Source organism: Bradyrhizobium sp. USDA 4369 (assembly GCF_054056435.1).
Map to the genome: position 1 here is coordinate 3,787,851 of NZ_JBSRYH010000001.1, position 20,911 is coordinate 3,808,761.

The 20,911-nt window shown below is 65.7% G+C and carries 22 protein-coding genes and 1 pseudogene; 12 read left to right on the top strand and 11 right to left on the bottom strand.

The window, feature by feature from the left end; all coding sequences use genetic code 11:
- Positions 1-55: 55 nt before the first annotated feature.
- Complete coding sequence (locus ACVIJ6_RS17115) at positions 56-583, top strand: Dps family protein (protein ID WP_456773619.1); 528 nt, start codon at positions 56-58, stop codon at positions 581-583.
- A 59-nt stretch (positions 584-642) separates the two neighbouring features.
- Here ACVIJ6_RS17115 and ACVIJ6_RS17120 read toward each other — a convergent pair whose 3' ends face one another.
- From ACVIJ6_RS17120 to ACVIJ6_RS17135, 4 genes are all read right to left on the bottom strand, one after another.
- Entirely contained in the window at positions 643-1,437 is a 795-nt protein-coding gene (locus ACVIJ6_RS17120) for a sulfite exporter TauE/SafE family protein (protein WP_456773620.1), read from the bottom strand.
- A 103-nt stretch (positions 1,438-1,540) separates the two neighbouring features.
- Entirely contained in the window at positions 1,541-2,434 is an 894-nt protein-coding gene (locus ACVIJ6_RS17125) for an MBL fold metallo-hydrolase (protein ID WP_456773621.1), read from the bottom strand.
- Positions 2,435-2,463: 29 nt separating this feature from the next.
- Positions 2,464-2,916, bottom strand: a complete 453-nt coding sequence (locus ACVIJ6_RS17130) for a DUF6691 family protein (RefSeq protein ID WP_456773622.1) — start codon at positions 2,914-2,916, stop codon at positions 2,464-2,466.
- 7 nt (positions 2,917-2,923) lie between these two features.
- Positions 2,924-3,346: a YeeE/YedE family protein gene (locus ACVIJ6_RS17135; RefSeq protein ID WP_456773623.1), complete on the bottom strand. Its 423-nt coding sequence runs from the start codon at positions 3,344-3,346 to the stop codon at positions 2,924-2,926.
- An 87-nt stretch (positions 3,347-3,433) separates the two neighbouring features.
- Here ACVIJ6_RS17135 and ACVIJ6_RS17140 point away from each other — a divergent pair, with 87 nt between their 5' ends.
- Positions 3,434-3,760, top strand: coding sequence for an ArsR/SmtB family transcription factor (locus ACVIJ6_RS17140; RefSeq protein WP_012046618.1), 327 nt, complete (start codon positions 3,434-3,436; stop codon positions 3,758-3,760).
- Positions 3,761-3,878: 118 nt separating this feature from the next.
- On the opposite strand, the gene carA is transcribed toward ACVIJ6_RS17140, so the two are convergent.
- The gene (gene carA / locus ACVIJ6_RS17145; protein ID WP_456773624.1) at positions 3,879-5,075 is read right to left on the bottom strand and encodes a glutamine-hydrolyzing carbamoyl-phosphate synthase small subunit; all 1,197 of its coding nucleotides are present in this window, start codon (positions 5,073-5,075) and stop codon (positions 3,879-3,881) included.
- A gap of 192 nt (positions 5,076-5,267) precedes the next feature.
- On the opposite strand from carA, the gene ACVIJ6_RS17150 reads away from it, so the two are divergent.
- The 4 genes from ACVIJ6_RS17150 (at position 5,268) to ACVIJ6_RS17165 (ending at position 9,097) form a co-directional block, all read left to right on the top strand.
- On the top strand, positions 5,268-5,723 hold the full coding sequence (locus ACVIJ6_RS17150) for a GatB/YqeY domain-containing protein (RefSeq protein WP_456773625.1): 456 nt from the start codon (positions 5,268-5,270) through the stop codon (positions 5,721-5,723).
- A gap of 138 nt (positions 5,724-5,861) precedes the next feature.
- Positions 5,862-7,469: an acyl-CoA synthetase gene (locus ACVIJ6_RS17155; RefSeq protein ID WP_456773626.1), complete on the top strand. Its 1,608-nt coding sequence runs from the start codon at positions 5,862-5,864 to the stop codon at positions 7,467-7,469.
- A gap of 330 nt (positions 7,470-7,799) precedes the next feature.
- On the top strand, positions 7,800-8,576 hold the full coding sequence (locus tag ACVIJ6_RS17160; protein WP_456773627.1) for a DUF2189 domain-containing protein: 777 nt from the start codon (positions 7,800-7,802) through the stop codon (positions 8,574-8,576).
- 98 nt (positions 8,577-8,674) lie between these two features.
- Positions 8,675-9,097 carry a hypothetical protein gene (locus ACVIJ6_RS17165; RefSeq protein ID WP_456773628.1) on the top strand — a complete coding sequence of 141 codons (423 nt, stop codon included), beginning with the start codon at positions 8,675-8,677 and terminating at the stop codon, positions 9,095-9,097.
- 7 nt (positions 9,098-9,104) lie between these two features.
- On the opposite strand, the gene ACVIJ6_RS17170 is transcribed toward ACVIJ6_RS17165, so the two are convergent.
- Together ACVIJ6_RS17170 and ACVIJ6_RS17175 are read right to left on the bottom strand one after the other, a co-directional pair.
- On the bottom strand, positions 9,105-9,647 hold the full coding sequence (locus ACVIJ6_RS17170; RefSeq protein WP_456773629.1) for an SRPBCC family protein: 543 nt from the start codon (positions 9,645-9,647) through the stop codon (positions 9,105-9,107).
- On the bottom strand, positions 9,640-9,954 hold the full coding sequence (locus tag ACVIJ6_RS17175; RefSeq protein WP_456773630.1) for an ArsR/SmtB family transcription factor: 315 nt from the start codon (positions 9,952-9,954) through the stop codon (positions 9,640-9,642). The genes ACVIJ6_RS17170 and ACVIJ6_RS17175 overlap by 8 nt, the downstream gene beginning before the upstream one ends.
- Before the next feature lie 122 nt (positions 9,955-10,076).
- On the opposite strand from ACVIJ6_RS17175, the gene ACVIJ6_RS17180 reads away from it, so the two are divergent.
- Positions 10,077-10,697, top strand: a complete 621-nt coding sequence (locus ACVIJ6_RS17180) for a LysE family translocator (protein WP_456773631.1) — start codon at positions 10,077-10,079, stop codon at positions 10,695-10,697.
- A 48-nt stretch (positions 10,698-10,745) separates the two neighbouring features.
- Here the strand turns inward: ACVIJ6_RS17180 and ACVIJ6_RS17185 are convergent.
- The 3 genes and pseudogenes from ACVIJ6_RS17185 to ACVIJ6_RS17195 all read right to left on the bottom strand — a co-directional run bounded on the left by ACVIJ6_RS17185 (position 10,746) and on the right by ACVIJ6_RS17195 (position 12,470).
- Positions 10,746-11,311 (bottom strand): annotated as a pseudogene (locus tag ACVIJ6_RS17185) (Uma2 family endonuclease).
- Between the two features lie 99 nt (positions 11,312-11,410).
- Positions 11,411-12,244, bottom strand: a complete 834-nt coding sequence (locus ACVIJ6_RS17190; protein WP_456773632.1) for a PhzF family phenazine biosynthesis protein — start codon at positions 12,242-12,244, stop codon at positions 11,411-11,413.
- A gap of 22 nt (positions 12,245-12,266) precedes the next feature.
- Positions 12,267-12,470 carry a DUF1127 domain-containing protein gene (locus ACVIJ6_RS17195; RefSeq protein WP_456773633.1) on the bottom strand — a complete coding sequence of 68 codons (204 nt, stop codon included), beginning with the start codon at positions 12,468-12,470 and terminating at the stop codon, positions 12,267-12,269.
- Between the two features lie 26 nt (positions 12,471-12,496).
- On the opposite strand from ACVIJ6_RS17195, the gene ACVIJ6_RS17200 reads away from it, so the two are divergent.
- The gene (locus ACVIJ6_RS17200) at positions 12,497-13,906 is read left to right on the top strand and encodes an aminotransferase-like domain-containing protein (RefSeq protein WP_456773634.1); all 1,410 of its coding nucleotides are present in this window, start codon (positions 12,497-12,499) and stop codon (positions 13,904-13,906) included.
- 2 nt (positions 13,907-13,908) lie between these two features.
- Here the strand turns inward: ACVIJ6_RS17200 and ACVIJ6_RS17205 are convergent, their stop codons facing one another.
- Positions 13,909-14,712: an N-formylglutamate amidohydrolase gene (locus ACVIJ6_RS17205; protein ID WP_456773635.1), complete on the bottom strand. Its 804-nt coding sequence runs from the start codon at positions 14,710-14,712 to the stop codon at positions 13,909-13,911.
- A gap of 208 nt (positions 14,713-14,920) precedes the next feature.
- On the opposite strand from ACVIJ6_RS17205, the gene ACVIJ6_RS17210 reads away from it, so the two are divergent.
- The 4 genes from ACVIJ6_RS17210 (at position 14,921) to rpoD (ending at position 20,862) form a co-directional block, all read left to right on the top strand.
- The gene (locus tag ACVIJ6_RS17210; protein WP_456773636.1) at positions 14,921-15,745 is read left to right on the top strand and encodes a transglutaminase-like domain-containing protein; all 825 of its coding nucleotides are present in this window, start codon (positions 14,921-14,923) and stop codon (positions 15,743-15,745) included.
- A 63-nt stretch (positions 15,746-15,808) separates the two neighbouring features.
- Positions 15,809-16,207 (top strand): gamma-glutamylcyclotransferase family protein, encoded by a 399-nt coding sequence (locus tag ACVIJ6_RS17215; RefSeq protein WP_456773637.1) that lies wholly within the window; start codon positions 15,809-15,811, stop codon positions 16,205-16,207.
- A 105-nt stretch (positions 16,208-16,312) separates the two neighbouring features.
- Positions 16,313-18,328 carry a DNA primase gene (dnaG, locus tag ACVIJ6_RS17220; protein ID WP_456773638.1) on the top strand — a complete coding sequence of 672 codons (2,016 nt, stop codon included), beginning with the start codon at positions 16,313-16,315 and terminating at the stop codon, positions 18,326-18,328.
- A 425-nt stretch (positions 18,329-18,753) separates the two neighbouring features.
- Positions 18,754-20,862 carry an RNA polymerase sigma factor RpoD gene (gene rpoD / locus ACVIJ6_RS17225; RefSeq protein ID WP_456773639.1) on the top strand — a complete coding sequence of 703 codons (2,109 nt, stop codon included), beginning with the start codon at positions 18,754-18,756 and terminating at the stop codon, positions 20,860-20,862.
- Positions 20,863-20,911: the final 49 nt, after the last annotated feature.

Genomic DNA, 20,911 nt, shown 5'->3' on the forward strand with positions numbered 1-20,911 from the left:
GTTAACGGGTCCGTTGACCCGTGTCCATTGCTGCTTCTAACAGGAAGGTTAAGCCGTGAGTAAAGCAAAGACCGACAAGACCGCCCCCGAACTCGATACGCCGACCGATCTGTCGCCGGATGCGGTGAACAAGATCTCCACGGCGCTGAACACGCTGCTGGCCGACGCCTTTGCGCTCTACCTCAAGACCAAGAACTTCCATTGGCATGTCAGTGGACGGCATTTTCATGACTATCACGAGATGCTGGACGAGCAATCGGACGCCATCTTCGCCACCACCGACCAGCTCGCCGAACGCGTGCGCAAGCTCGGTGGCACCACGCTGAAATCGATCAGCCAGATCAGCAAGCTGCAGACGATCAAGGACAACAACGAAGAGTATGTGCCGCCGCGCGAGATGCTGCGGGAGTTGATGGAGGACAACAAGCACATCGCCGCGGCGATGCGGAAGGCGCATGAGCTGTGCGACGACAGTGACGATCCGGCGACCGCGGGCCTGCTGGAGACCTTCATCGACGAGACCGAGCGCCGCACCTGGTTCCTGTTCGAGGCCAGCCGCCAGGAAGGCAGCAACGCCGCCTGAGCTGATCGCTTGGCATCATCGGAGAGACGCGCTGCGACGAAGTGGCGCGTTTCTCGGCTCTAGCTCGAGCCGCTCATCGCGAGCAGGCTGCGGTAGATCATGTAGGCCGCCACCGCAAAGACCATCGTGGCGAACACCTTGTTCAAGGTGCCGCGCGTTGTGGACAGGCGCGCCGCGAGCCTGGCGCCGGCAAGCCCACCGGCGATGCCGGCGACCAGGAAGATCCCCGCGAGGGTCCAATCGACCAGCCCCGACAGCGCATAATTGGCGGCAGTCGTCAGGCCGAAGGTTGTGACCGAGACCAGCGATGAACCGATCGCTGAGAGGATCGGCATGCCCGTTGCGAACATCAGGGCCGGCACGATCAGAAAGCCGCCGCCGATGCCGAAGAAGCCCGACAGCGTTCCTGTGCCCAGCCCGAACGCCAGCAGCGGCAGCAGATTGTGGCGTGACAGTCTGACATCCAATTGGCTGTCACTGCCGCGCTTGCGCAGCATCAGCAGGCCGATGACGATCATGACCAGGGCGAACAGCAACAGCAGCTTCTGACCGTCGACCATCTTGCCCAGCGTCGAGCCGGCCAGCGCGCCGAGCATGCCCGCGGCCGCGAAGATCAGCGCGCAGGGCCATTTGACGTGACCGGAGCGGGCGTGATTGACGAGATTGGCAGCCGCATTGACGGCCACGGCCACCGCGCTGGTGCCGATGGCGACATGAGGATTGCCGACGCCCACCAGATAGACCATCAGCGGCACGGCGAGCACGGAGCCGCCGCCGCCGATCAGGCCGAGCGTGAATCCGACCAGCGAGCCGGAGAGCGAGCCGAGCGCGAGCTCGGCGGCGGGCAAATTCATCCTGCGATGCTCCGGATTGTCGTGAGGCGTTGCGGGCCGGGCGCAGCGGCGGAAGGCCGCGCGGTCTGCGATCGTCTGTGCTTGTGGATCGGCCGGCCGTCGCTCAGAGCGCGTTGAGCGGGACCTTCAGGAAGCGCCGGCCGCTGGCATCCGGAGACGGCAGCTGCCCGGCCTTCATGTTGACCTGCAATGAGGGAATGATCAGCCGCGGCATGTCCAGGGTGCGGTCGCGCGCTTCCCGCGCCATGACGAACTGGTCCTCGGTGACGCCGTCGCGTGCATGGATGTTGTGGGCGCGCTGCTCGGCCACCGTGGTCTCCCAGCGGATGTCGCGGCCGTTGGGACCGTAATCGTGGCACATCAGCAGCCGTGTCGTCTCCGGCAGCTGCAGGACGCGGCGGATCGAGCGATACAGCGTGCGGGCATCGCCGCCGGGAAAGTCGGCCCGCGCCGATCCGCCATCGGGCATGAACAGCGTGTCGCCGACGAAGGCGGCATCGCCGATCACATGCGTCATGCAGGCCGGCGTATGGCCCGGCGTATGCATCGCGAAGCCGGTCATGCCGCCGATCTGGTAGCTGTCGCCGTCGTGAAACAGGCGATCGAACTGGCTGCCGTCACGCTGAAACTCCGTGCCTTCGTTGAAGATCTTGCCGAATGTCTCCTGCACGATCCGGATGTCCGCGCCGATGCCGATCCTGCCGCCCAGCCTGGACTGGATGTAGGGCGCCGCCGACAGATGATCGGCGTGGACATGGGTCTCGATCAGCCATTCCAGCGACCAGCCGCGGTCCTCGATCAGGCGAATGATGGTCTCAGCGGAGGTCGGCGCGATCCGGCCGGACGCATAGTCGATGTCCATGACGGAATCGATCACCGCGCAGGCCGCCGAGCTCGGATCCTTGACCACATAGCTGACGGTGTTGGTCGCCGGATCGAAGAACGGCGTGATGTCGGGCTTCACCGACAGGTCGACCGCGTGCGGAACGTTGGACATTTGATCCTCTGGCGCAAGCTGTTCGTAGTTCATTCTGTCAGCGCAGACGCGAGTGATGGTTGCCGGTCCGCGACCATGCGTGCCGCAGCCATTCCGATCATCATGGCGATCACGAACAGCACGATCGCGGGCGAGCCATAGCCGAGCGCCACGAAGGCCGGACCCGGACAGATACCGGCGAGCCCCCAGCCGATGCCGAAGATCGCCGGTCCGGCCGCGATCCGCCAATCCAGGGTTTGCGACGGCGGCAAGTGAAAGCGCTCGCCAAGAACCGGACGCTGCCGCCGGCGGACGAACTGGAAGCCCGCGAAGGTCACCCCCACGGCTCCGGCCATCACGAGGAGCAGGCTGGGATCCCAGCCGCCGGAACGGATGGCGGCGAGGTCGAGGAAGTTCAGCACCTTCTCCGGATTGGACATGCCGGACAGCAGCAATCCGCACCCGAACACCAGCCCGACCATGAACTGAATCACGACGATCATTGTTGCCTCACATCACGTGCCGAACGAGGAAGGTGGTTGCGACAGCCGTGGCCATGAAGACGAGCGTGGCGATCATCGAGCGCGGCGACAGGCTGGCGATGCCGCAGACGCCGTGGCCCGAGGTGCAGCCATTGCCCCAGACCGCGCCGAAGCCGACCAGCAGCCCGGCGACGATCAGTGCGATGGGGCCGATGTCCAGCGTGAGCGGCGGCAGGCGTCCGGTCGTGAGACGAACCACCAGGGTCGCGACGATCAGCCCGGCGATAAACGCGATGCGCCCGGCAAGCGCGCCGTCCCAGGGCGGCAGCAGCCTTGCGGCAATCCCGCTCACCCCCGCGATCCGCCCGGTCAGGCCCATCATCATGACCGCCGCCGCGCCGATGAGAGCGCCGCCAGCGAGCGCGGCAATGGCTGTATATTCGGTCGTCATGTGTTCCTGATTCCTCGAGGCATCGCACGTTGCAATCAGCTGTCATGTGCATTATTGCTTATGTACGAAAATAGAGAAGTAACGATCATGTCAAGTCGGACAGCGCGGAATCGGCGGGACGCCTCGGTGGCAGGTCTCGAGGACAAGGCGGAGGAGGCGGCTGGCCTGCTCGCGGCCATGGCCAATCCCAAGCGGCTGATGGTGCTCTGCAACCTCATCGATGGCGAGCGCGCCGTCGGCGATCTGGCCGAGCAGGTCGGACTGCGGCAGGCGGCTCTGTCGCAGCATCTCGGCAAGATGCGGGCGCTCGATCTGGTGGCGACGCGCCGCGATGGCCAGACCATCTATTACCGGCTGGCGAGCCACGAGGTTCGCGAGATCCTGCAGACCCTGTATCGGTTGTACTGCGCCTGATCAGCTGTCCCGGCGCCAGAGCCGGGTCAACGCTCCAGCTTCGTCGGACACGGGATTGGTCCGCAGCTCAAAAAAATGCCCGGGACCAGCCCGGGCATTTGCGATCAACTGGGCGGCGTCACGCCGCGCTGCGCTTGTTCTCGCGCATCAGTTCGGCAAAGCGCTGGAACAGATAGTGCGAGTCGCGCGGGCCGGGCGAGGCTTCGGGATGGTACTGCACCGAGAACACCGGCTTGCCCTCGAGCGCGATGCCGCAGTTCGAGCCGTCGAACAGCGAGATGTGCGTCTGGGTCGCGCCGGCCGGCAGGGTGTTCTGGTCGACCGCGAAACCATGGTTCATCGAGGTGATCTCGACCTTGCCCGTGGTCTCGTCCTTGACCGGATGGTTGGCGCCGTGATGGCCCTGGTGCATCTTCTTGGTCTTGGCGCCGACCGCCAGGCCGAGCATTTGATGACCGAGGCAGATGCCGAAGGTCGGCGTCCCCGAGGCGATCACCTGCTGGATGACGGGCACGGCATATTTGCCGGTCGCGGCGGGATCGCCGGGACCGTTCGACAGGAACACGCCGTCCGGCTTCATCGCCATGATGTCCTCGGCCGACGTCGTCGCCGGCACCACCGTCACCTTGCAACCGACGCCGGCGAGCAGGCGCAGGATGTTCCGCTTGATGCCATAGTCGATCGCGACGACGTTGAATTCCGGTCTGGTCTGCTGGCCGAAACCCTCGTTCCACACCCAGGGGGTCTCGTCCCAGGTGAAGCGCTGCGCCGAGGTGACCATCGGGACGAGGTCCATGCCCTCCAATCCCGGCCACTCCCGCGCCTCCTTCTTCAACGCGTCGAGATCGAACTTGCCGTCCTTGGAATGAGCGATCACCGCATTCGGCATGCCCTTGGAGCGGATCAGCGCGGTCAAGGCGCGGGTGTCGATGCCCGACAGGCCGATGATGCCGCGGGCGCGCAGCCACTGGTCGAGATGCCGGGTGGCGCGGTAGTTCGACGGGTCCGAGATCGCGGTGCGCAGGATCACCCCACGGGCGCCCGGCGTCGCCGCCATGTTCACCGTCTCAATATCCTCGTCGTTGGTGCCGACATTGCCGATATGCGGGAAGGTGAAGGTGATGAGCTGGCCGGCATAGGACGGATCGGTCAGGATCTCCTCATAGCCGGTCATCGCGGTGTTGAAGCAGACCTCGCCCACGGCGTGGCCTTCGGCGCCGAGGCCGTGGCCTTCCAGCACCGTTCCATCGGCGAGCACGAGGAGCGCGGTCGGTTTATGGTCCGGCCAGGCGGCGTCAGTATCGATGTGTGTCATGAGGCCCCTACATAGTGGGGCGAGGGCTCGGCGTCAAAGCGGGAAGCGGGCGATTCACACGCCATTTCGGTCAATTTGCGCTGAGAATGGGCCAATTTCGGCCCGCAAGGCCGGAACGGATGCGGAACCGAGTTGTTTCGCGGGGGCGAACCGCCTAGACCAGCCGCCAACCGAATTCGAAAGGGCGAGATCATGCTGCGCGACGACATCAACAATGCGGTGAAGGAGGCGATGAAGGCCAAGGACGAGCGCAAGCTGTCCACCCTTCGCATGGTGAATTCGACGCTCAAGAACGCCGACATTGCCGCTCGCGGTGAGGGCAAGCCGCCACTCACCGACGCCGATGTGCTCGCGGTGCTGCAGAAGATGATCAAGCAGCGCCAGGAATCGGTCGAGCTGTACGAAAAGGGCGGCCGCGCCGAGCTGGCCGCCGGCGAGCGCGAGGAGATCGCGGTGATCTCGGCCTATCTGCCGAAGCAGATGAGCGAGGACGAGGTCAACTCGGCCATTTCCGCCGCGGTCTCTGAGACCGGCGCCGCCGGCATGAAGGACATGGGCAAGGTCATCGCCGTGCTGAAGGCCAAGTACACCGGCCAGATGGATTTTGCGAAGGCCAGCGCGCTGGTGAAGGCCGCGCTGTCGGGCTGAGCCTCCTGGCAGTCGTCCGGCAAGTCTGCCTCCACGTCGTCATGCCCGGGCTTGTCCCGGGCATCCACGTCTTTAAGACTGTTCGCAAGAAGAAAGACGTGGATGGCCGGGCCAAGCCCGGCCATGACGGAGGACAGCATGCTCATCGAGACCAGCAACTACGACCAACTGTATCGCGATTTCCGCTGGGACATTCCGGCGCAGTTCAACATCGCGGTTGCGACCTGTGATCGCCATGCCGACGGTTCGGGACGCCTCGCGCTGATCGTCGTCGAGGAGGACGGCGCCGCCCGCCGCGTCTCGTTCGATGAATTGCGCGACTTCTCCTGCCGCTTCGCCAACGTGTTGAAGGCCGATGGTCTCGCCCAGGGCGATCGCGTCGCGGTGTTCCTCTCGCAGTCGCTGGAGCTGCCGATCGTCCATCTCGCGGCCTTCCGTGCCGGCCTCGTGTCCGTGCCGCTGTTCACTTTGTTCGGCGAGGACGCGCTGCAATTCCGGCTGCAGAACTCCGGCGCCAAGGTCGTGGTCACCGACGCTGTCGGCCTCGCCAAGCTCGCAACAATCCGCCACCACTTGCCGGAGCTGAAGACGATCTACGTCATCGACGGCGATGGTGCCGGCGCCCGGCCATTCTGGCCGACGCTGGAGCGGGCCTCCGATCGCTTTCCGACCGTCGCCACGTCGAGCGACGATCCGGCCATCATCATCTACACCTCGGGCACAACGGGAAATCCGAAGGGCGCGCTGCACGCCCATCGCGTGCTGCTCGGCCATCTGCCCAATGTCGAGATGGTGCATGGCTTCCTGCCGAAGCCGGGCGACGTGATGTGGACGCCGGCCGACTGGGCCTGGATCGGCGGGCTGTTCGATGCGCTGTTTCCGGCCTGGTATCACGCGGTCCCGGTGGTGGGCTATCGCGCCAGGAAGTTCGTGCCGCAGGCCGCGATGCAACTGATGGCCGACTGTGCGATCCGCAACGTCTTCCTGCCGCCGACCGCGCTCAAGCTGATGCGCCAGGCCAATGCCAAACATGACGGCGTCAAGCTGCGCAGCATCCTGACCGGCGGCGAGTCGCTCGGCGCCGAACTGCTTGACTGGGTGCGCGCCACCTTCGGCATCGACGCCCACGAGATCTATGGTCAGACCGAATGCAATCTCGTGGTCGGCAACAATGCCAGACTGTTTCCGATCCGGCCGGGCTCGATGGGCAAGGCCACGCCGGGATTCGACGTGCTGATCGTCAACGACAAGGGCGAGGAATTGCCGCGTGGCGTCAGGGGCATCATCGGCGTGCGCCAGCCCAATCCCTGCACCATGATCGAATATTGGCGAAATCCCGAAGCGACCCAGAAGAAATTCGCCGGCGACGTTCTGCTGACCGGCGATCTCGGCACCCAGGATGCCGACGGCTATTTCTGGTATGCGAGCCGCGAGGATGACGTCATCACCTCGGCCGGCTATCGCATCGGCCCGGCGGAGATCGAGGACACGCTGCTCAAGCATCCCGCCGTGGCGCTCGCCGCGGTCGTCGGCATTCCCGATCCGGTGCGCACCGAGGCGGTCAAGGCGTGGATTGTGTTGCGGCCGGGTTTCGTTGCGAATGACACGCTGTCGCGGGAGATCCAGGACTTCGTCAAGGTGAAGCTCGCCGCGCATGAATATCCGCGCCATGTCGAATTCACCGACAGCCTGCCGATGACGGCCACAGGCAAGGTGCTTCGGCGCGAGCTCCGGGCGAAGGGGTAGGGCTCCCTTTCATGTGGGCGCGATGGCGCGCCTTGCAGACCTCGCCTTACTGGCAGCACCGCGTCATAACGGTGTGAGGGGGCCCGACGAGCAAGTCTGGCGGTTAGTTGCTCCGTCATGCCCGGGCTTGGGCATCCACGTCCTTCCTGGAATGCTGAACCACGTGGATGGCCGGGACGAACCCGGCCATGACGATTTGGAGCCAGTCGAGCCCAAATTTAAGATCGTCAAATGGTGGCGCCCATGACTCGGCCTGCAAGTTGAAATTGAAATCCCCGCCCTCCCGCTGTTAGCATCATCCCCAACAAGAACATGCAGGAGGGACCGCCGATGACCGCATCCGTGTCCGGACGAACAGACCCTGTGGTGCGCCGCATCACCACGGCTGATATTGCCGAGGCCCTGACGCAGGGCCTGCGCGATTTTCAGGCGCAGCCGCTGTTCGGCCTCGCCTTCGGCCTGATCTACGTGCTCGGCGGCATTAGCATCGTGCTGTGCGTGACCGCCTTCGGCATGGTCTATCTCGCTTATCCGCTCGCCGCTGGCTTTGCCCTGCTTGGTCCGTTCGTCGCCATCGGGCTCTACGAGGTCAGCCGCCGCCGCGAGCTCGGCCAGCCGATCACCTATGGCGCGATCTGGCGCACCATCACCTCGCGCGGCGAGATCGCCTGGATGGCGTTCGTCACCGTGTTCTTCTTCGTCATCTGGATGTACCAGATCAGGCTCCTGATCGCGTTGCTGCTCGGGCTCAACGCCTCGTTCTCCAGCTTCAAGGAGTTCATGACGGTGGTGCTGACGACCAATGAGGGCCTGTTGTTTCTCGTGATCGGCAATCTCGACGGCGCGGCACTGTCGCTGGTGCTGTTCTCGCTCACCGTGGTGTCGTTTCCGCTGCTGCTCGATCGCGACGTCGACTTCGTCACCGCGATGATCACCAGCGTGCGTGCGGTCGTGACCAGTCCGGGGCCGATGATCGGCTGGGCCGCCGTCATCACCGTGCTGCTGATCGTCTCGGCGTTGCCCTATTTCCTCGGCCTGCTCGTCACCGCGCCCGTGCTCGGGCATGCGACTTGGCATCTCTACCGGCGGATCGTGGCACCGGCGTGAGCAGGACGATTGCGGCGGACGGCCGGCCCGGCGCATGATTGTCTAGACCTGGCCGGAAGAAGGGCTGCGCCAGGGCCGTTCGGATCAGGAGAGGCCGCGTGCCGGACAACATCGCGCTGTTTGCCACGATCATCCTGCTGCTGCCGATGTTCTATCTGCTGCTGGCGGCGCCGGCCTTCCTGCTGGTGCGGCTCGACATCGTCCAGGTCACGCAGCTGCTGCGCGGCATGTTCGATTCCTACTTTGTGGCGCTGGCGATCGCCGGCGGCATTGGCACGATCGCTGTCCTGGCGGACGGCCGTCCCGTTCTCGGCCTGGGCATCGGCGCGATCGCCGCCTTCGCGCTGCTTTCGCGCCGCTGGTTTCTGCAGCGGATGGACGCCCGTATCCGCGACCGGGATTGCGGCGATACGAGCGCCGTGCGCCGGCTGCGCTGGTTGCATTGGGGCGGCATGCTCAGCAACGCGGTCCAGGTCGGCGGCGTGCTGGCGTGCATTCCCCAGATCGCGGCGGTGTCCTAGTGCTCGATTAGCCGGGCAGCTTGACGCCCAGCGTCTTCAACGCCGCCAGCATTCGTCCGGGCGGCGCCATCTTCACCGCCAGCGGTTTACCGGTCTCGAGCACGCTCTTCAGGCTCGACAGGATCGCGGGCCAGCCCGTGCGTCCGCCGGACAGGATGTCCTCCGACAGCGGCCGCTCGTGCGCTTCGGTCATCGTGAGCCGTACGGCGTCGCCTGCCGGTTCGATCTCATAGGTGACGAGCGTGCGTCCGAGCGCCTCGACAAGACCGGGCCAGTTGACGTCCCAGGTGACGGTCAGCCGCTGCGGCGGCTCGCAGACGATCACCTCGCCGCCGATGTGCTCGGAGCCGTCGGGGGCGCGCACGATGAAGGCGCCGCCCACCCTGAGGTCCGCTTCGACGGCGAAGCCGAAGAAATACTGCCGGCTGAACTCGGCCGAGGTCAGGGCGCGCCAGACCTTGTCCGGGTGGGCCGCGATGTAGATCGTGTAGACGGTCTCCGGCTTGAAGCGCGAGATGTCGAGATCTCGGCTCTTGCTCTTATCAGTCATCGCCGTCCTCCAATCGCTTCTTCAATTCGCTGAGCGCGGTCAGCTTGGCGCGCTCGAATTTCCTGATCCAGCGCTCGCCGATCTGATGGATCGGCACTGGATTGAGGAAATGCAGCTTCTCGCGGCCGTGCCGGAGCGTCGTGACCAGGTTGGCGGCCTCGAGAATCGCCAGATGCTTGGTCACGGCCTGCCGCGTCATTGCGAGGCCGTCGCAGAGCTCGGTCAGGGTCTGGCCATTGCGCGCATGAAGCCTGTCCAGCAGAGCGCGCCGCGATGCGTCCGCCAGCGCCTTGAAGACCTCGTCCATGCAGTGAATTATATGCAACCAAAAGGTTGCATGTCAAGCGGTCGCCGTGGTGAGCCGAACACCGCTTCCCTCCGTAGAGATGCCGTGCATTAGTGAGCGCATCATCTGCACCGAGGCGTCTCATGTCCCTGCAAGTCTATCTCGCCTTCATCGCCGCCTGCGTTGCGCTGGCGCTGCTGCCCGGACCCGTCGTGACGCTCCTGATCGCCAACGGGCTGCGTCATGGAACCCGCGCCGCGCTGATCAACATCGCGGGCGTCCAGACCGGGCTGGCGATCGCGATCGGCATCGTCGCAATGGGTCTGACGACACTGATGGCCACGATGGGCTATTGGTTCGAATGGGTGCGCCTGATCGGCGCCGCCTATCTGGTGTGGCTCGGCATCCAGCTGATCCGCTCGCCGGTCGAGGGCATCGCCGCGGGCGAGGCGCCGCCCCCGCCGCCGCGCGGCGGCTTCTTCCTGCAGGGCCTGCTGGTGCTGCTGTCGAACCCGAAGGTGATGGTGTTCTTCGGCGCGTTCCTGCCGCAGTTCATGGACATGAGCCGCGATCACGTGCCGCAGGTCGCGCTGCTCGGCGTCACCTTCATGGTGGTCGCCGGCCTCACGGATGCGATCTACGCGTTGCTCGCCGGTCGTGCGCGAAAGCTGTTCTCGGCGCGGCGCACCCGGCTGGTGTCGCGCATCTCGGGCGGCTTCATGATCGGCGGCGGTCTGTGGCTGGCCCTGACGCGGGCACGATAGGTCCGCATCCGGTTCTCGGCTCGTCTCTCGCCGTGGCGTCTCAGGTCATTACTCGACGAGGCGTGGTCGTGGACGGAATTCCAGGCCGGCATAGACGTCGTGCAGGCGGAGCGTGACGTTCAGCGTGTCGAGCCGGATGATTACGTCGAGCCCCTTCAGTACGGCGTCCGTCCAGGCGCTGTCCGGACCGAGCGAATAGAGGTGGACATTGGGGCTGTCAGTGTCGACGAACAGGATATAGTCGAGGCACGGCAGCGCCTGATACTCGGCCAGTTTGACGGTGACGTCGAAGCCGCCTGTGGTCGGCGACAGCACCTCGACCAGCAGCGCCGGCCGGTCCGCCACCAGCGAGTCCTCGGCAGGCTTGCCGCAATCGACGCCCAGGTCCGGCATGCGGCGGGTCGAAGCGGTGGTGACGACGTAGGTGTCGCCCGTAAAGGTCTGGCAAGGACCGCCGCGGGTCTGTGCGTGCAGCGCCGCCGTCAGGTTCACGACGATGGCATCGTGGCGCCGGCCATCATCATGACCTCGCCATCGACGAGCTCGTAGCGCCCGTCCTGCGCCGTCACCCAGGACAACAACTGCTCGGGCGTGACCGCCGCCGGGCCGACCATGTGAGAGTGCCTGTATGACAGAACTATAGGCGACCCGCCCGGCATGCGGAAGCATGACGGAGGTCTGCTTCCAATTGCCGATCGAAGCCGACCAGTGGCCTACAGGTCGATCGTGCCCTTCACCACCGGCGCGACGTCGCCGCCGATCCAGATCGTCTCGCCCTCCTGGGTGACATGGACACGGCCGGCGCGGCCGAGCACAGTGCCTTGCGCGGCGATGTATTGCTTCGGAGCAATTCCGGCGCCGATCAGCCATTGCGCCAGACTTGCATTGAGGCTGCCCGTGACCGGGTCCTCGGCTCCGCTCCACATGAAGGCGCGGACCTCGTAGTTGGCGTCGTTCCCGTCCTCTGCAGACCACGGCGCGACGACGCCGACCGGCTGCTGCGACAGCGCCAGCACGTTGAACTTGATGTTCAGCAGATCCTTGCGCGAGTCCAGCAGCACGCCGATCCAGCCCGGGCCGTTGTCGGCCCATTGCACGGCCCGCATCGCCTCGCGCTTGATGCCGAGCGCGGCAGCGATCTTGGTTGTGAGTTCGGCATCGACCGCGCCGGAGCGGCGCAGCGGCGGTGCGGTGAAGGCGAGACGAGCGCCATCGCGCTTGATGTTCACCAGGCCAGCGCCGCATTCCTGCACCACATGCTCACCCTTCGGCCGGCCGCCCAGCGCGAGCCAGACATGGGCCGAGCCGAGCGTCGGATGGCCCGCAAATGGCAGCTCGCGCTGCGGCGTGAAGATGCGTACGCGATAATCGGCGCCCGGATTCTGAGCACGCGACAGGAACGTTGTCTCGGACAGATTGGTCCAGTTGGCGATCGCCTGCATCGCCGCGTCGTCGAGACCGTCGGCCTCGGCGATCACGGCAAGCGGGTTGCCCTTGAACGGCGCCGTGGAGAACACGTCGACCTGATGAAACGGAAGCGTCGGCATTCGGTGTTCTCCTCGATCGTGATCAATCGCGCCAGAACGGCTTGTCAGCCTCTTCCCGCACGACTGCCGGATCGAGGCCGCAGTCGTGCATCTGCTCGACGTCCAGCATCGCGAGTTCGGACCGCCAGAACAGGCGCTGCAGCCACAGTTGCGGGACCTGGAGCAAATTGCTCTTTCCGTGGGCAACTTGCGGAGTTGCCCAACGCTGCGCCAGGGAATAAGCCATGTGTCACCTATTGCTCTTCAATTGCGTTGTTCGAAGAGCAATCGCGCAGTACATATCTCGGTGCAATTGAAACATTGCTCTCGGTGCAATATAGCATGAATGTTTCGTATACGACCCTGGTGGACGACATTGCCGAGGACATCGCCAACGGCAAGCTCAAGGCCGGCGACCGTCTGCCGCCGCAGCGCCAGTTCGCCTATGAGCGGGGAATTGCCGCATCCACGGCAGCCCGCGTCTATGCCGAATTGTTGCGCAGGGGCCTGGTGGTGGGCGAGGTGGGGCGGGGCACGTTCGTCGCCGGAGAGGTGGCACCGGTGCTACCCGCATTGCGGCTCGAGCCGTTCGACGGGCGCATTGATCTCGAGTTCAATTTTCCGACGTTGCCCGACCAGGCGGCGCTGATTGCCAAGTCGCTGGCGGCCTGGTTGCGGCCGGAGAAGCTCGCGCCGGTGCTGGCGCCGACCACGCAGCGGCGGCTGGTCGAGGCCGGGCGCACCGCGGCTGCCTTCTTCGCGAGCGAGCGCTGGCGTCCGCGCCCGGAGAACTTCGTCTTCGCCGGCAGCGGCCGGCAGTCGCTGGCGGCGGCGATTTCGACCCTGGTGCCGGTCGGCGGCCGCCTCGGCGTCGAGGCGGTCACCTATCCGATGATCAAGGGCATCGCGGCGCGGCTCGGCGTCACCCTGGTGCCGCTCGCGATGGACAGCGAAGGCATTCGTCCGGATGCGCTGACCAAGGCGCATCGCGCCAGCGCGCTGAACGCGATCTATATCCAGCCGGTGATGCAGAACCCGCTCGGGCTCACCATGAGCGAGGTCCGGCGTGACGAGATCGTGCGGCTCGTGCGCAAGCACGAACTGATGATCATCGAGGATCTCGTCTACGGCTTCCTCAGCGATCAGGTGTCGCTGGCCGCGCAGGCCGAGGAGCGCGTCGTCATCGTCGACAGCCTGGCCAAGCGCCTCGCGCCGGGCATCGCGGTCGGCTTCCTCTACGTGCCGTCAGCGATGCGTGAGAAATTCGCCGCGACGGTGCGCACCGGGGCCTGGTCGGTCACGTCGCTGGCGCTGGCGGCCGGTATGGGGCTGCTCGCCGACGGCACGGCGGCCGAGATCACGCGGCGCAAGCGCGCCGACGCTTTGGTGCGGCAGGCGATCGTCGCCGAGTGCCTCGCTGGGCTTCGGATCGACGCGGACCCGCGCTCCTATCATGTCTGGCTGCATCTGCCGGAGGGCTGGCGCGCCGAGGCCTTGACGGCGGCGGCGGCGCGGGCCGGCATCGCCATCACCCCGGCGAGCGCCTTTGCGGTGGCGCATGGCCATTCACCCAATGCGGTGCGGCTGGCGCTCGGCCTGCCGAGCCATGACGATCTCCGGACGGCGCTGTGGCGGCTGGCAGGCCTGCTGTCACACCATGATGCCTCGGACATGACGGAGTAGGGTTAAACGAGGCCCTTGTTGCGCAGCTCGGATTCGATTTCGCCGAGGATGCGGATGAGCCGCTCGGCCCAGCGCTGCTGCCCCTCGGGGTCGGCAATCTCATTCTGCCGGATCTCGATGCCGGATGTGATCAGGCCGCGCCCCTCGCCATGGACGGGGATGGTGTAGTCGGTGCCGTTGCCGACCGCATAAGGCTGGTTGTCGCCGACCACGAGATCCGGCTCGGCGCGCAGCGCCTTCAACAGCAGCGGCGGCAGCACGTGGTCGTGCTGATACAGCGTGCCGATGTGCCAGGGCCGCGCAATGCCGGCATAGACCGGCGTGAAGCTGTGCAGGGCGACCAGCACGGTCGGCCGCCCGGCGGCCTTGCGGGCATCGAGCACGGCGGTGATGCGGTCGTGATAGGGATCGAAGATCGCGCGCCGCCGCAGCTCGGCGTCCTCATGCGTCAGGCCCTCATTGCCCGGAATCGTGGTGCGCTCGCTGATCATCGGAATCGCGTTCGGTGCGCCGGGCGAGCGGTTGCAGTCGATCACCAGGCGCGAATAACGCTGCGCCACCAGATGCGCATCGAGCGCGCGCGACACGGCTTCCGCCACCCCGGCGATGCCGATGTCCCAGGCGATGTGCCGCTCCAGCTCGCTCGCATCGAGGCCGAGATCGCCGAGCGCGCGCGGCAGCAGCCGGCCGTAATGGTCGCAGGTGAACAGGAAGGCCGACGCGCCGTCGGCATTCTGCTCGAGCACCGGAGGAACTTCGTCCGGCTGAAGGAGTAGAGGAAGGTCGATCATGCTCGAAACGCTCATACGGCCACTCGTTGCTTCATGAAGCAGCAGACCGATCTCCGATTGAGCACAAACAGGTGGAGACGCGGTTGCTGCAAATCACGATAATGATCGGGAACGATGCCGATCCCGGCGATCGACCACAAGACCGAATCTCGCGCTGGTCATGCCGTCCACCGCGATCGTTGGGCCAGCGCGCCACGCTGCGCGGAGAAGGCGAGAGGCTGTGATGTTGATCAAGGTAGGATTCGAGATTGTCTATTCGGCCCCGGCGGCCACGCCGATGGTCATCATGCTGTCGATCCACCCGTCGCGCGCCAAGGACATCGTCGGCACCGAGACCATCACGGCCGAGCCGGCGGTCCCGATCGGCTTCTATCGCGACAGCTTCGGCAATATCTGTGGCCGGCTGGTGGCGCCGGCCGGCGGCGTCACGCTCCATGGCAGCGCCATTGTGCACGATTCCGGCCTGCCGGATGTGATCGCGCCCGACGCGCAGCAGATGCCGATCGACCAGCTGCCCGACGAGATGCTGCTCTATCTGATGCCGAGCCGCTATTGCGAGACGGACAAGCTCACCGACATCGCCTGGTCGCTGTTCGGCACGACGCCGCCCGGCTGGGCGCGGGTGCAGGCCATCGTCAGCTTCGTCCACAACCATGTCAGCTTCGGCTATGAGCACGCGCACGCGATGAAATCGGCGCACGACGTCTATCAGCAGCGCGCCGGCGTGTGCCGCGACTTTGCGCATCTGGCGCTGACCTTCTGCCGCTGCATGGGCATCCCGGCGCGCTATTGCACCGGCTATCTCGGCGATATCGGCGTGCCGCCTGACCCCGCGCCGATGGATTTCTCCGGGTGGTTCGAAGTCTATCTTTCCGGCCGCTGGTATACGTTCGACGCCCGCCACAACACCCCGCGGATCGGACGCATCCTGATGGCGACCGGACGCGACGCCGCCGACGTCGCGCTGTCGACCTCGTTCGGGCGCATGATCCTGACCAAATTCCAGGTCGTCAGCGACGAGATCGTGGCGGCCCGCGGCGCGGCGTGACCTGGGCGCGGCACGACCGACGCGGCGCTGGCCTCGTGCGGCGAGCGGGGCTATGCAGGGGCCATGACCTCCGACCTGCTCTTCGTCTACGGCACGCTCATGCGCGGCTTCGACCATCCGATGGCGCGGCTGCTCGCTGCCAATGCCGATTTCGTTGGTGAAGCCAGCTGCCGCGGCCGGCTCTACCGCATCCAGCATTATCCCGGCCTGGTGCTGTCGGATGACGCGGCCGATCTCGTCCATGGCGAGCTGTTCCGGCTGCGCCAGCCCGCGCCGATGCTGCGCGAATTCGACATGTACGAGGCCTGCGGCGAGGGCTTTGCGCCGCCGACCGAATATCTGCGGCAGCGCCTCGAGGTCACGCTCGCCGACGGCACGGCCCGCGAGGCCTGGACCTATGTCTATAACTGGCCGGTCGATGCGGCCTCCCGCATCGCCTCGGGACGCTTTCTGGCGCCGTGAGCCTGTGCATAGGGCGGATAAGCCCGAACCAAGGCCGCGATTGCCGGACAGGCCGGGCTCGCCCATATAAGCCTACCCGTTTGGCACAGGACGATCACCCCGCTGATGGCCCGCTTCACGCCGCAATTTCTCGATGAGCTGCGCGCCCGGCTTCCGGTCTCGGATGTCGTCGGCAAGCGCGTGAAGCTCAAAAAGGCCGGGCGCGAGTGGAAGGGGCTGTCGCCGTTCCAGCAGGAGAAGACGCCGTCCTTCTACGTCAACGACCAGAAGGGCTTTTATCACGACTTCTCCTCCGGCAAGCACGGCAACATCTTCGACTTCGTGATGGAGACCGAGGGCTGCTCGTTCCCCGAGGCCGTCGAGCGGCTCGCCTCGCTGGCCGGCCTGCCGCTGCCGGCGGTGACACCGGACGCCGCGCGCCAGGAGCGGCAGCGCAAGACGCTGTATGATGTGATGGAGCTGGCGGTGAAGTTCTTCACCGACACCCTGGCCTCGCGCCACGGCGCGCGGGCGCGGGGCTATCTCGCCGATCGCGCGATCCTGCCCCAGACCCAGCTGCAGTTCCGCCTCGGCTACGCGCCGCCGGACCGCTTCGCCCTGAAGGAATATCTCGGCGCGCAGGGCGTGCCGGTGAACGACATGGTCGAAGCTGGCCTCCTGGTCGGCGGCGACGACATCCCGGTGCCCTATGACCGGTTCCGCGACCGTGTGATGTTCCCGATCGCCGATCTCCGCGGCCGCGTCATCGCCTTTGGCGGCCGCGCGCTGCAGAAGGACGTGCCGGCGAAATATCTGAACTCGCCGGAGACGCCGCTCTTCCACAAGGGCGACAACCTCTACAATCTGCAGACCGCCCGCCAGGCCGCGCATAATGGCGCGCCGATGATCGTGGTCGAGGGCTATGTCGACGTCATCGCGCTGGTGGCGGCCGGCTTTGCCGGCGCGGTGGCGCCGCTCGGCACCGCGCTGACCGAGAGCCAATTGGCGCTGATCTGGAAGATGGTCGACGAGCCGATCCTGTGCTTCGACGGCGACCGCGCCGGCCAGAAGGCCGCCTACCGCGCCGCCGACCTCGCGCTGCCGCATCTTCTGCCCGGCAAGAGCCTGCGCTTTGCGCTGCTGCCGGAGGGCCAGGACCCCGACGACCTCGTCCGCACCGGCGGCCGTGGCGCGGTCGAGGAGGTGCTGGCGGTGGCCAAGCCGCTCGCCGAAGTGATCTGGTCGCGGGAGATCGAAGGCGGCGGCTTCACCACGCCGGAGCGCCGCGCCGCGCTGGAGGCGCGCATCGGCGAGCTCACCAACAGCATCCGCGACGAGGTGGTGCGCCGCTACTACAAGCAGGACCTGACCGAGCGGCTGTACCGGGCGTTCGCCCCCGAGGGCGGACGCGGCTTCGGCCGCGGCTATGGTGCCGAATCAGGACGCCGCTTCGGCGCCCGCAGTCCCGGTTCCGGACAGCCGGGCCGGTTATCCACAGGCGGCGGCGGCAAGGGCCGGCGCGGCGGCGCGCCATCCACAGGCCCCGCGATGGGCCGCGGCCCCTATATGGCCGCGAGCCCGCAGCTCGCGATGAGCCCGATCATGCGCGGCCAGCGCTCGGCGATCTCGCGCCGCGAGGCGCTGATCCTGCAATGCCTCATTAACCATCCCTGGCTGCTGCATGACCATCTCGAGGAGGTCGCCGCGCTGGAGCTCGCCCATCCCGAGGCGCACAAGCTGCGGGCTGCGATCATCGCCGCCTTCGCCCATGATCATCACCATTCACCGGATCCGGACGAGCAGGCCGAGAAGATGCGCGGCGATCTGGAGAAGTCCGGTTTTTCAGAGCTTCTTCAACGGGTTGAGCGGGCGATCACGACCGCTGCGGTGTGGGCGGCACGGCCCGGCGCGGCGCGCGATGACGTTCTTGCGACGTGGCACCAGCTCGTTACCTTGCATCGGCAATGGCACTCATTACTTAGGGAATTGAAGGATGCCGAGCTGGCGCTGGGCGAGGAGCCGAGCGAGCCGAATATGGGCTGGTTGAGGGACGTGAAGGCCAGGCTGGCCGAGATCGACGGCACCGAAGCGCTGGTCGAAGGCTTCGGGGAGCTGTCCGGACGCACCAACCGTAACGTGTAGGGCTGGCGCGCGGCCCGCTCGCGTCGAGGAGCACATTTTGGTCCGGTCCGCGCGAGCGGGTTCCGGGCCATGCGAAAGGACTCGCCAAATCCATGGTTTGGCTGCAAAAACAGGGTTAATCGAAGTTTAAGAGGTCCAGGGCATTTTGTGCAAGTGAGGGGTCGGTTGGCCGTCGGACGCTGCGTCTTAAATTTACGCGCCGCACGCGATTGCAAAACCGGTATCGCTTTTGCAAGAAACGCGCGCCGGTCCAAAACGGGACGACACCAGCGGACGAGATCACGGGGATGCGGAACGAAGGGGTGGCGACGATGAATGTGCGCCGCCCTTTCCGCGTCCTGGACAGTTTGAGTAGAGCAGGCGGGCGCCGCGATGCCAAGGGCGAAGATGCCACAGGCGGAGCGGGCGCGTTTCGGGAGCAATGAATGGCCACGAAGGCAAAGACGCTGCAGGTGAAGGACAAGGAAAAGGACGACAAGGCCGCGGATGCTCCCGAAAAGGACTCTGCCGACGCGCCCTCGCCGTTGCTCGACCTGTCGGACGCTGCCGTCAAGAAGATGATCAAGCAGGCCAAGAAGCGCGGCTTCGTGACCTTTGATCAGCTCAATGAAGTGCTGCCTTCCGACACCACCTCGCCGGAACAGATCGAAGACATCATGTCGATGCTGTCCGACATGGGGATCAACGTCACCGAGGCCGAAGAGGCCGACGAGTCCGAGGAGAAGGACGACGGCGACGACGAGACCGACAACGAGCTTGTCGAGATCACCCAGAAGGCCGTCACCGAGGTCAAGAAGTCCGAGCCGGGCGAACGCACCGACGATCCCGTGCGCATGTATCTGCGCGAGATGGGCACCGTCGAGCTGTTGTCGCGCGAGGGCGAAATCGCGATCGCCAAGCGCATCGAGGCCGGCCGCGAGGCGATGATCGCAGGGCTCTGCGAAAGCCCGCTGACGTTCCAGGCCATCATCATCTGGCGCGACGAGCTCAACGAAGGCAAGATCTTCCTTCGCGACATCATCGATCTCGAAGCCACCTATGCCGGCCCGGACTCCAAGGGCGGCATGAACCCGCAGATCGCCGCGCCAGCGAATGGCGAGGGTGAGGTCGCCGATGGCGGCGACGTCCAGGCCGCGGTCGCCCCGCCGGCCGCGCCGCCGCAGCCGACCCCGTTCCGTGCCGCGCCGAACGGCGCGCCTGTCGAGGAGAAGGATCCCGGCGAGGCGGCGGCCGAAGCCGACATGGACGACGACGAGTTCGAGAACCAGATGTCGCTCGCGGCCATCGAGGCCGAGCTGAAGCCGAAGGTGGTCGAGACCTTCGACAAGATTGCGTCCGAGTACAAGAAGCTGCGCCGCCTGCAGGAGCAGGACATCGCCAACCAGCTGCAGAGCGAGTCGCTGTCGCCCTCGCAGGAGCGCAAGTACAAGAAGCTCAAGGACGAGATCATCGTCGAGGTGAAGTCGCTGCGCCTCAACCAGGCGCGTATCGACAGCCTCGTCGAGCAGCTCTACGACATCAACAAGAAGCTGGTCTCGTTCGAGAGCCGCTTGATGCGTCTGGCCGACTCCCACGGCGTCGCGCGCGAGGACTTCCTGCGCAACTACCAGGGCTCGGAGCTCGATCCGCGCTGGCTCAACCGTGTCTCGAAGCTGTCGGCCAAGGGCTGGAAGAACTTCGTCCATTACGAGAAGGACCGCATCAAGGACCTGCGCCAGGAGGTGCAGGCGATGGCTGCGCTGACCGGACTGGAGATCGGCGAATTCCGCAAGATCGTGCACTCGGTGCAGAAGGGCGAGCGCGAAGCCCGTCAGGCCAAGAAGGAGATGGTGGAAGCCAACCTCCGTCTCGTGATCTCGATCGCCAAGAAGTACACCAACCGCGGCCTGCAGTTCCTCGACCTGATCCAGGAAGGCAATATCGGCCTGATGAAGGCCGTCGACAAGTTCGAGTACCGCCGCGGCTACAAGTTCTCGACCTACGCCACCTGGTGGATCCGGCAGGCGATCACCCGCTCGATCGCCGACCAGGCCCGCACCATCCGCATCCCCGTGCACATGATCGAGACGATCAACAAGATCGTCCGCACCTCGCGCCAGATGCTGAACGAGATCGGCCGCGAGCCGACCCCGGAGGAGCTCGCCGAAAAGCTCGGCATGCCGCTCGAGAAGGTGCGCAAGGTCCTCAAGATCGCCAAGGAGCCGCTGTCGCTCGAAACCCCCGTGGGTGACGAGGAGGACAGCCATCTCGGTGACTTCATCGAGGACAAGAACGCGATCCTGCCGATCGACGCCGCGATCCAGTCCAACCTGCGCGAAACCACGACGCGGGTGCTGGCCTCGCTCACCCCGCGCGAAGAACGCGTGCTCCGCATGCGCTTCGGCATCGGCATGAACACCGACCACACGCTGGAAGAAGTCGGCCAGCAGTTCTCGGTGACGAGAGAGCGCATCCGCCAGATCGAAGCCAAGGCGCTGCGCAAGCTGAAGCATCCGAGCCGGTCGCGGAAGCTGCGGAGCTTTTTGGATAACTAATCACCGCATCAGCCGTCATTGCCGGGCTTGACCCGGCAATCCATCAGAA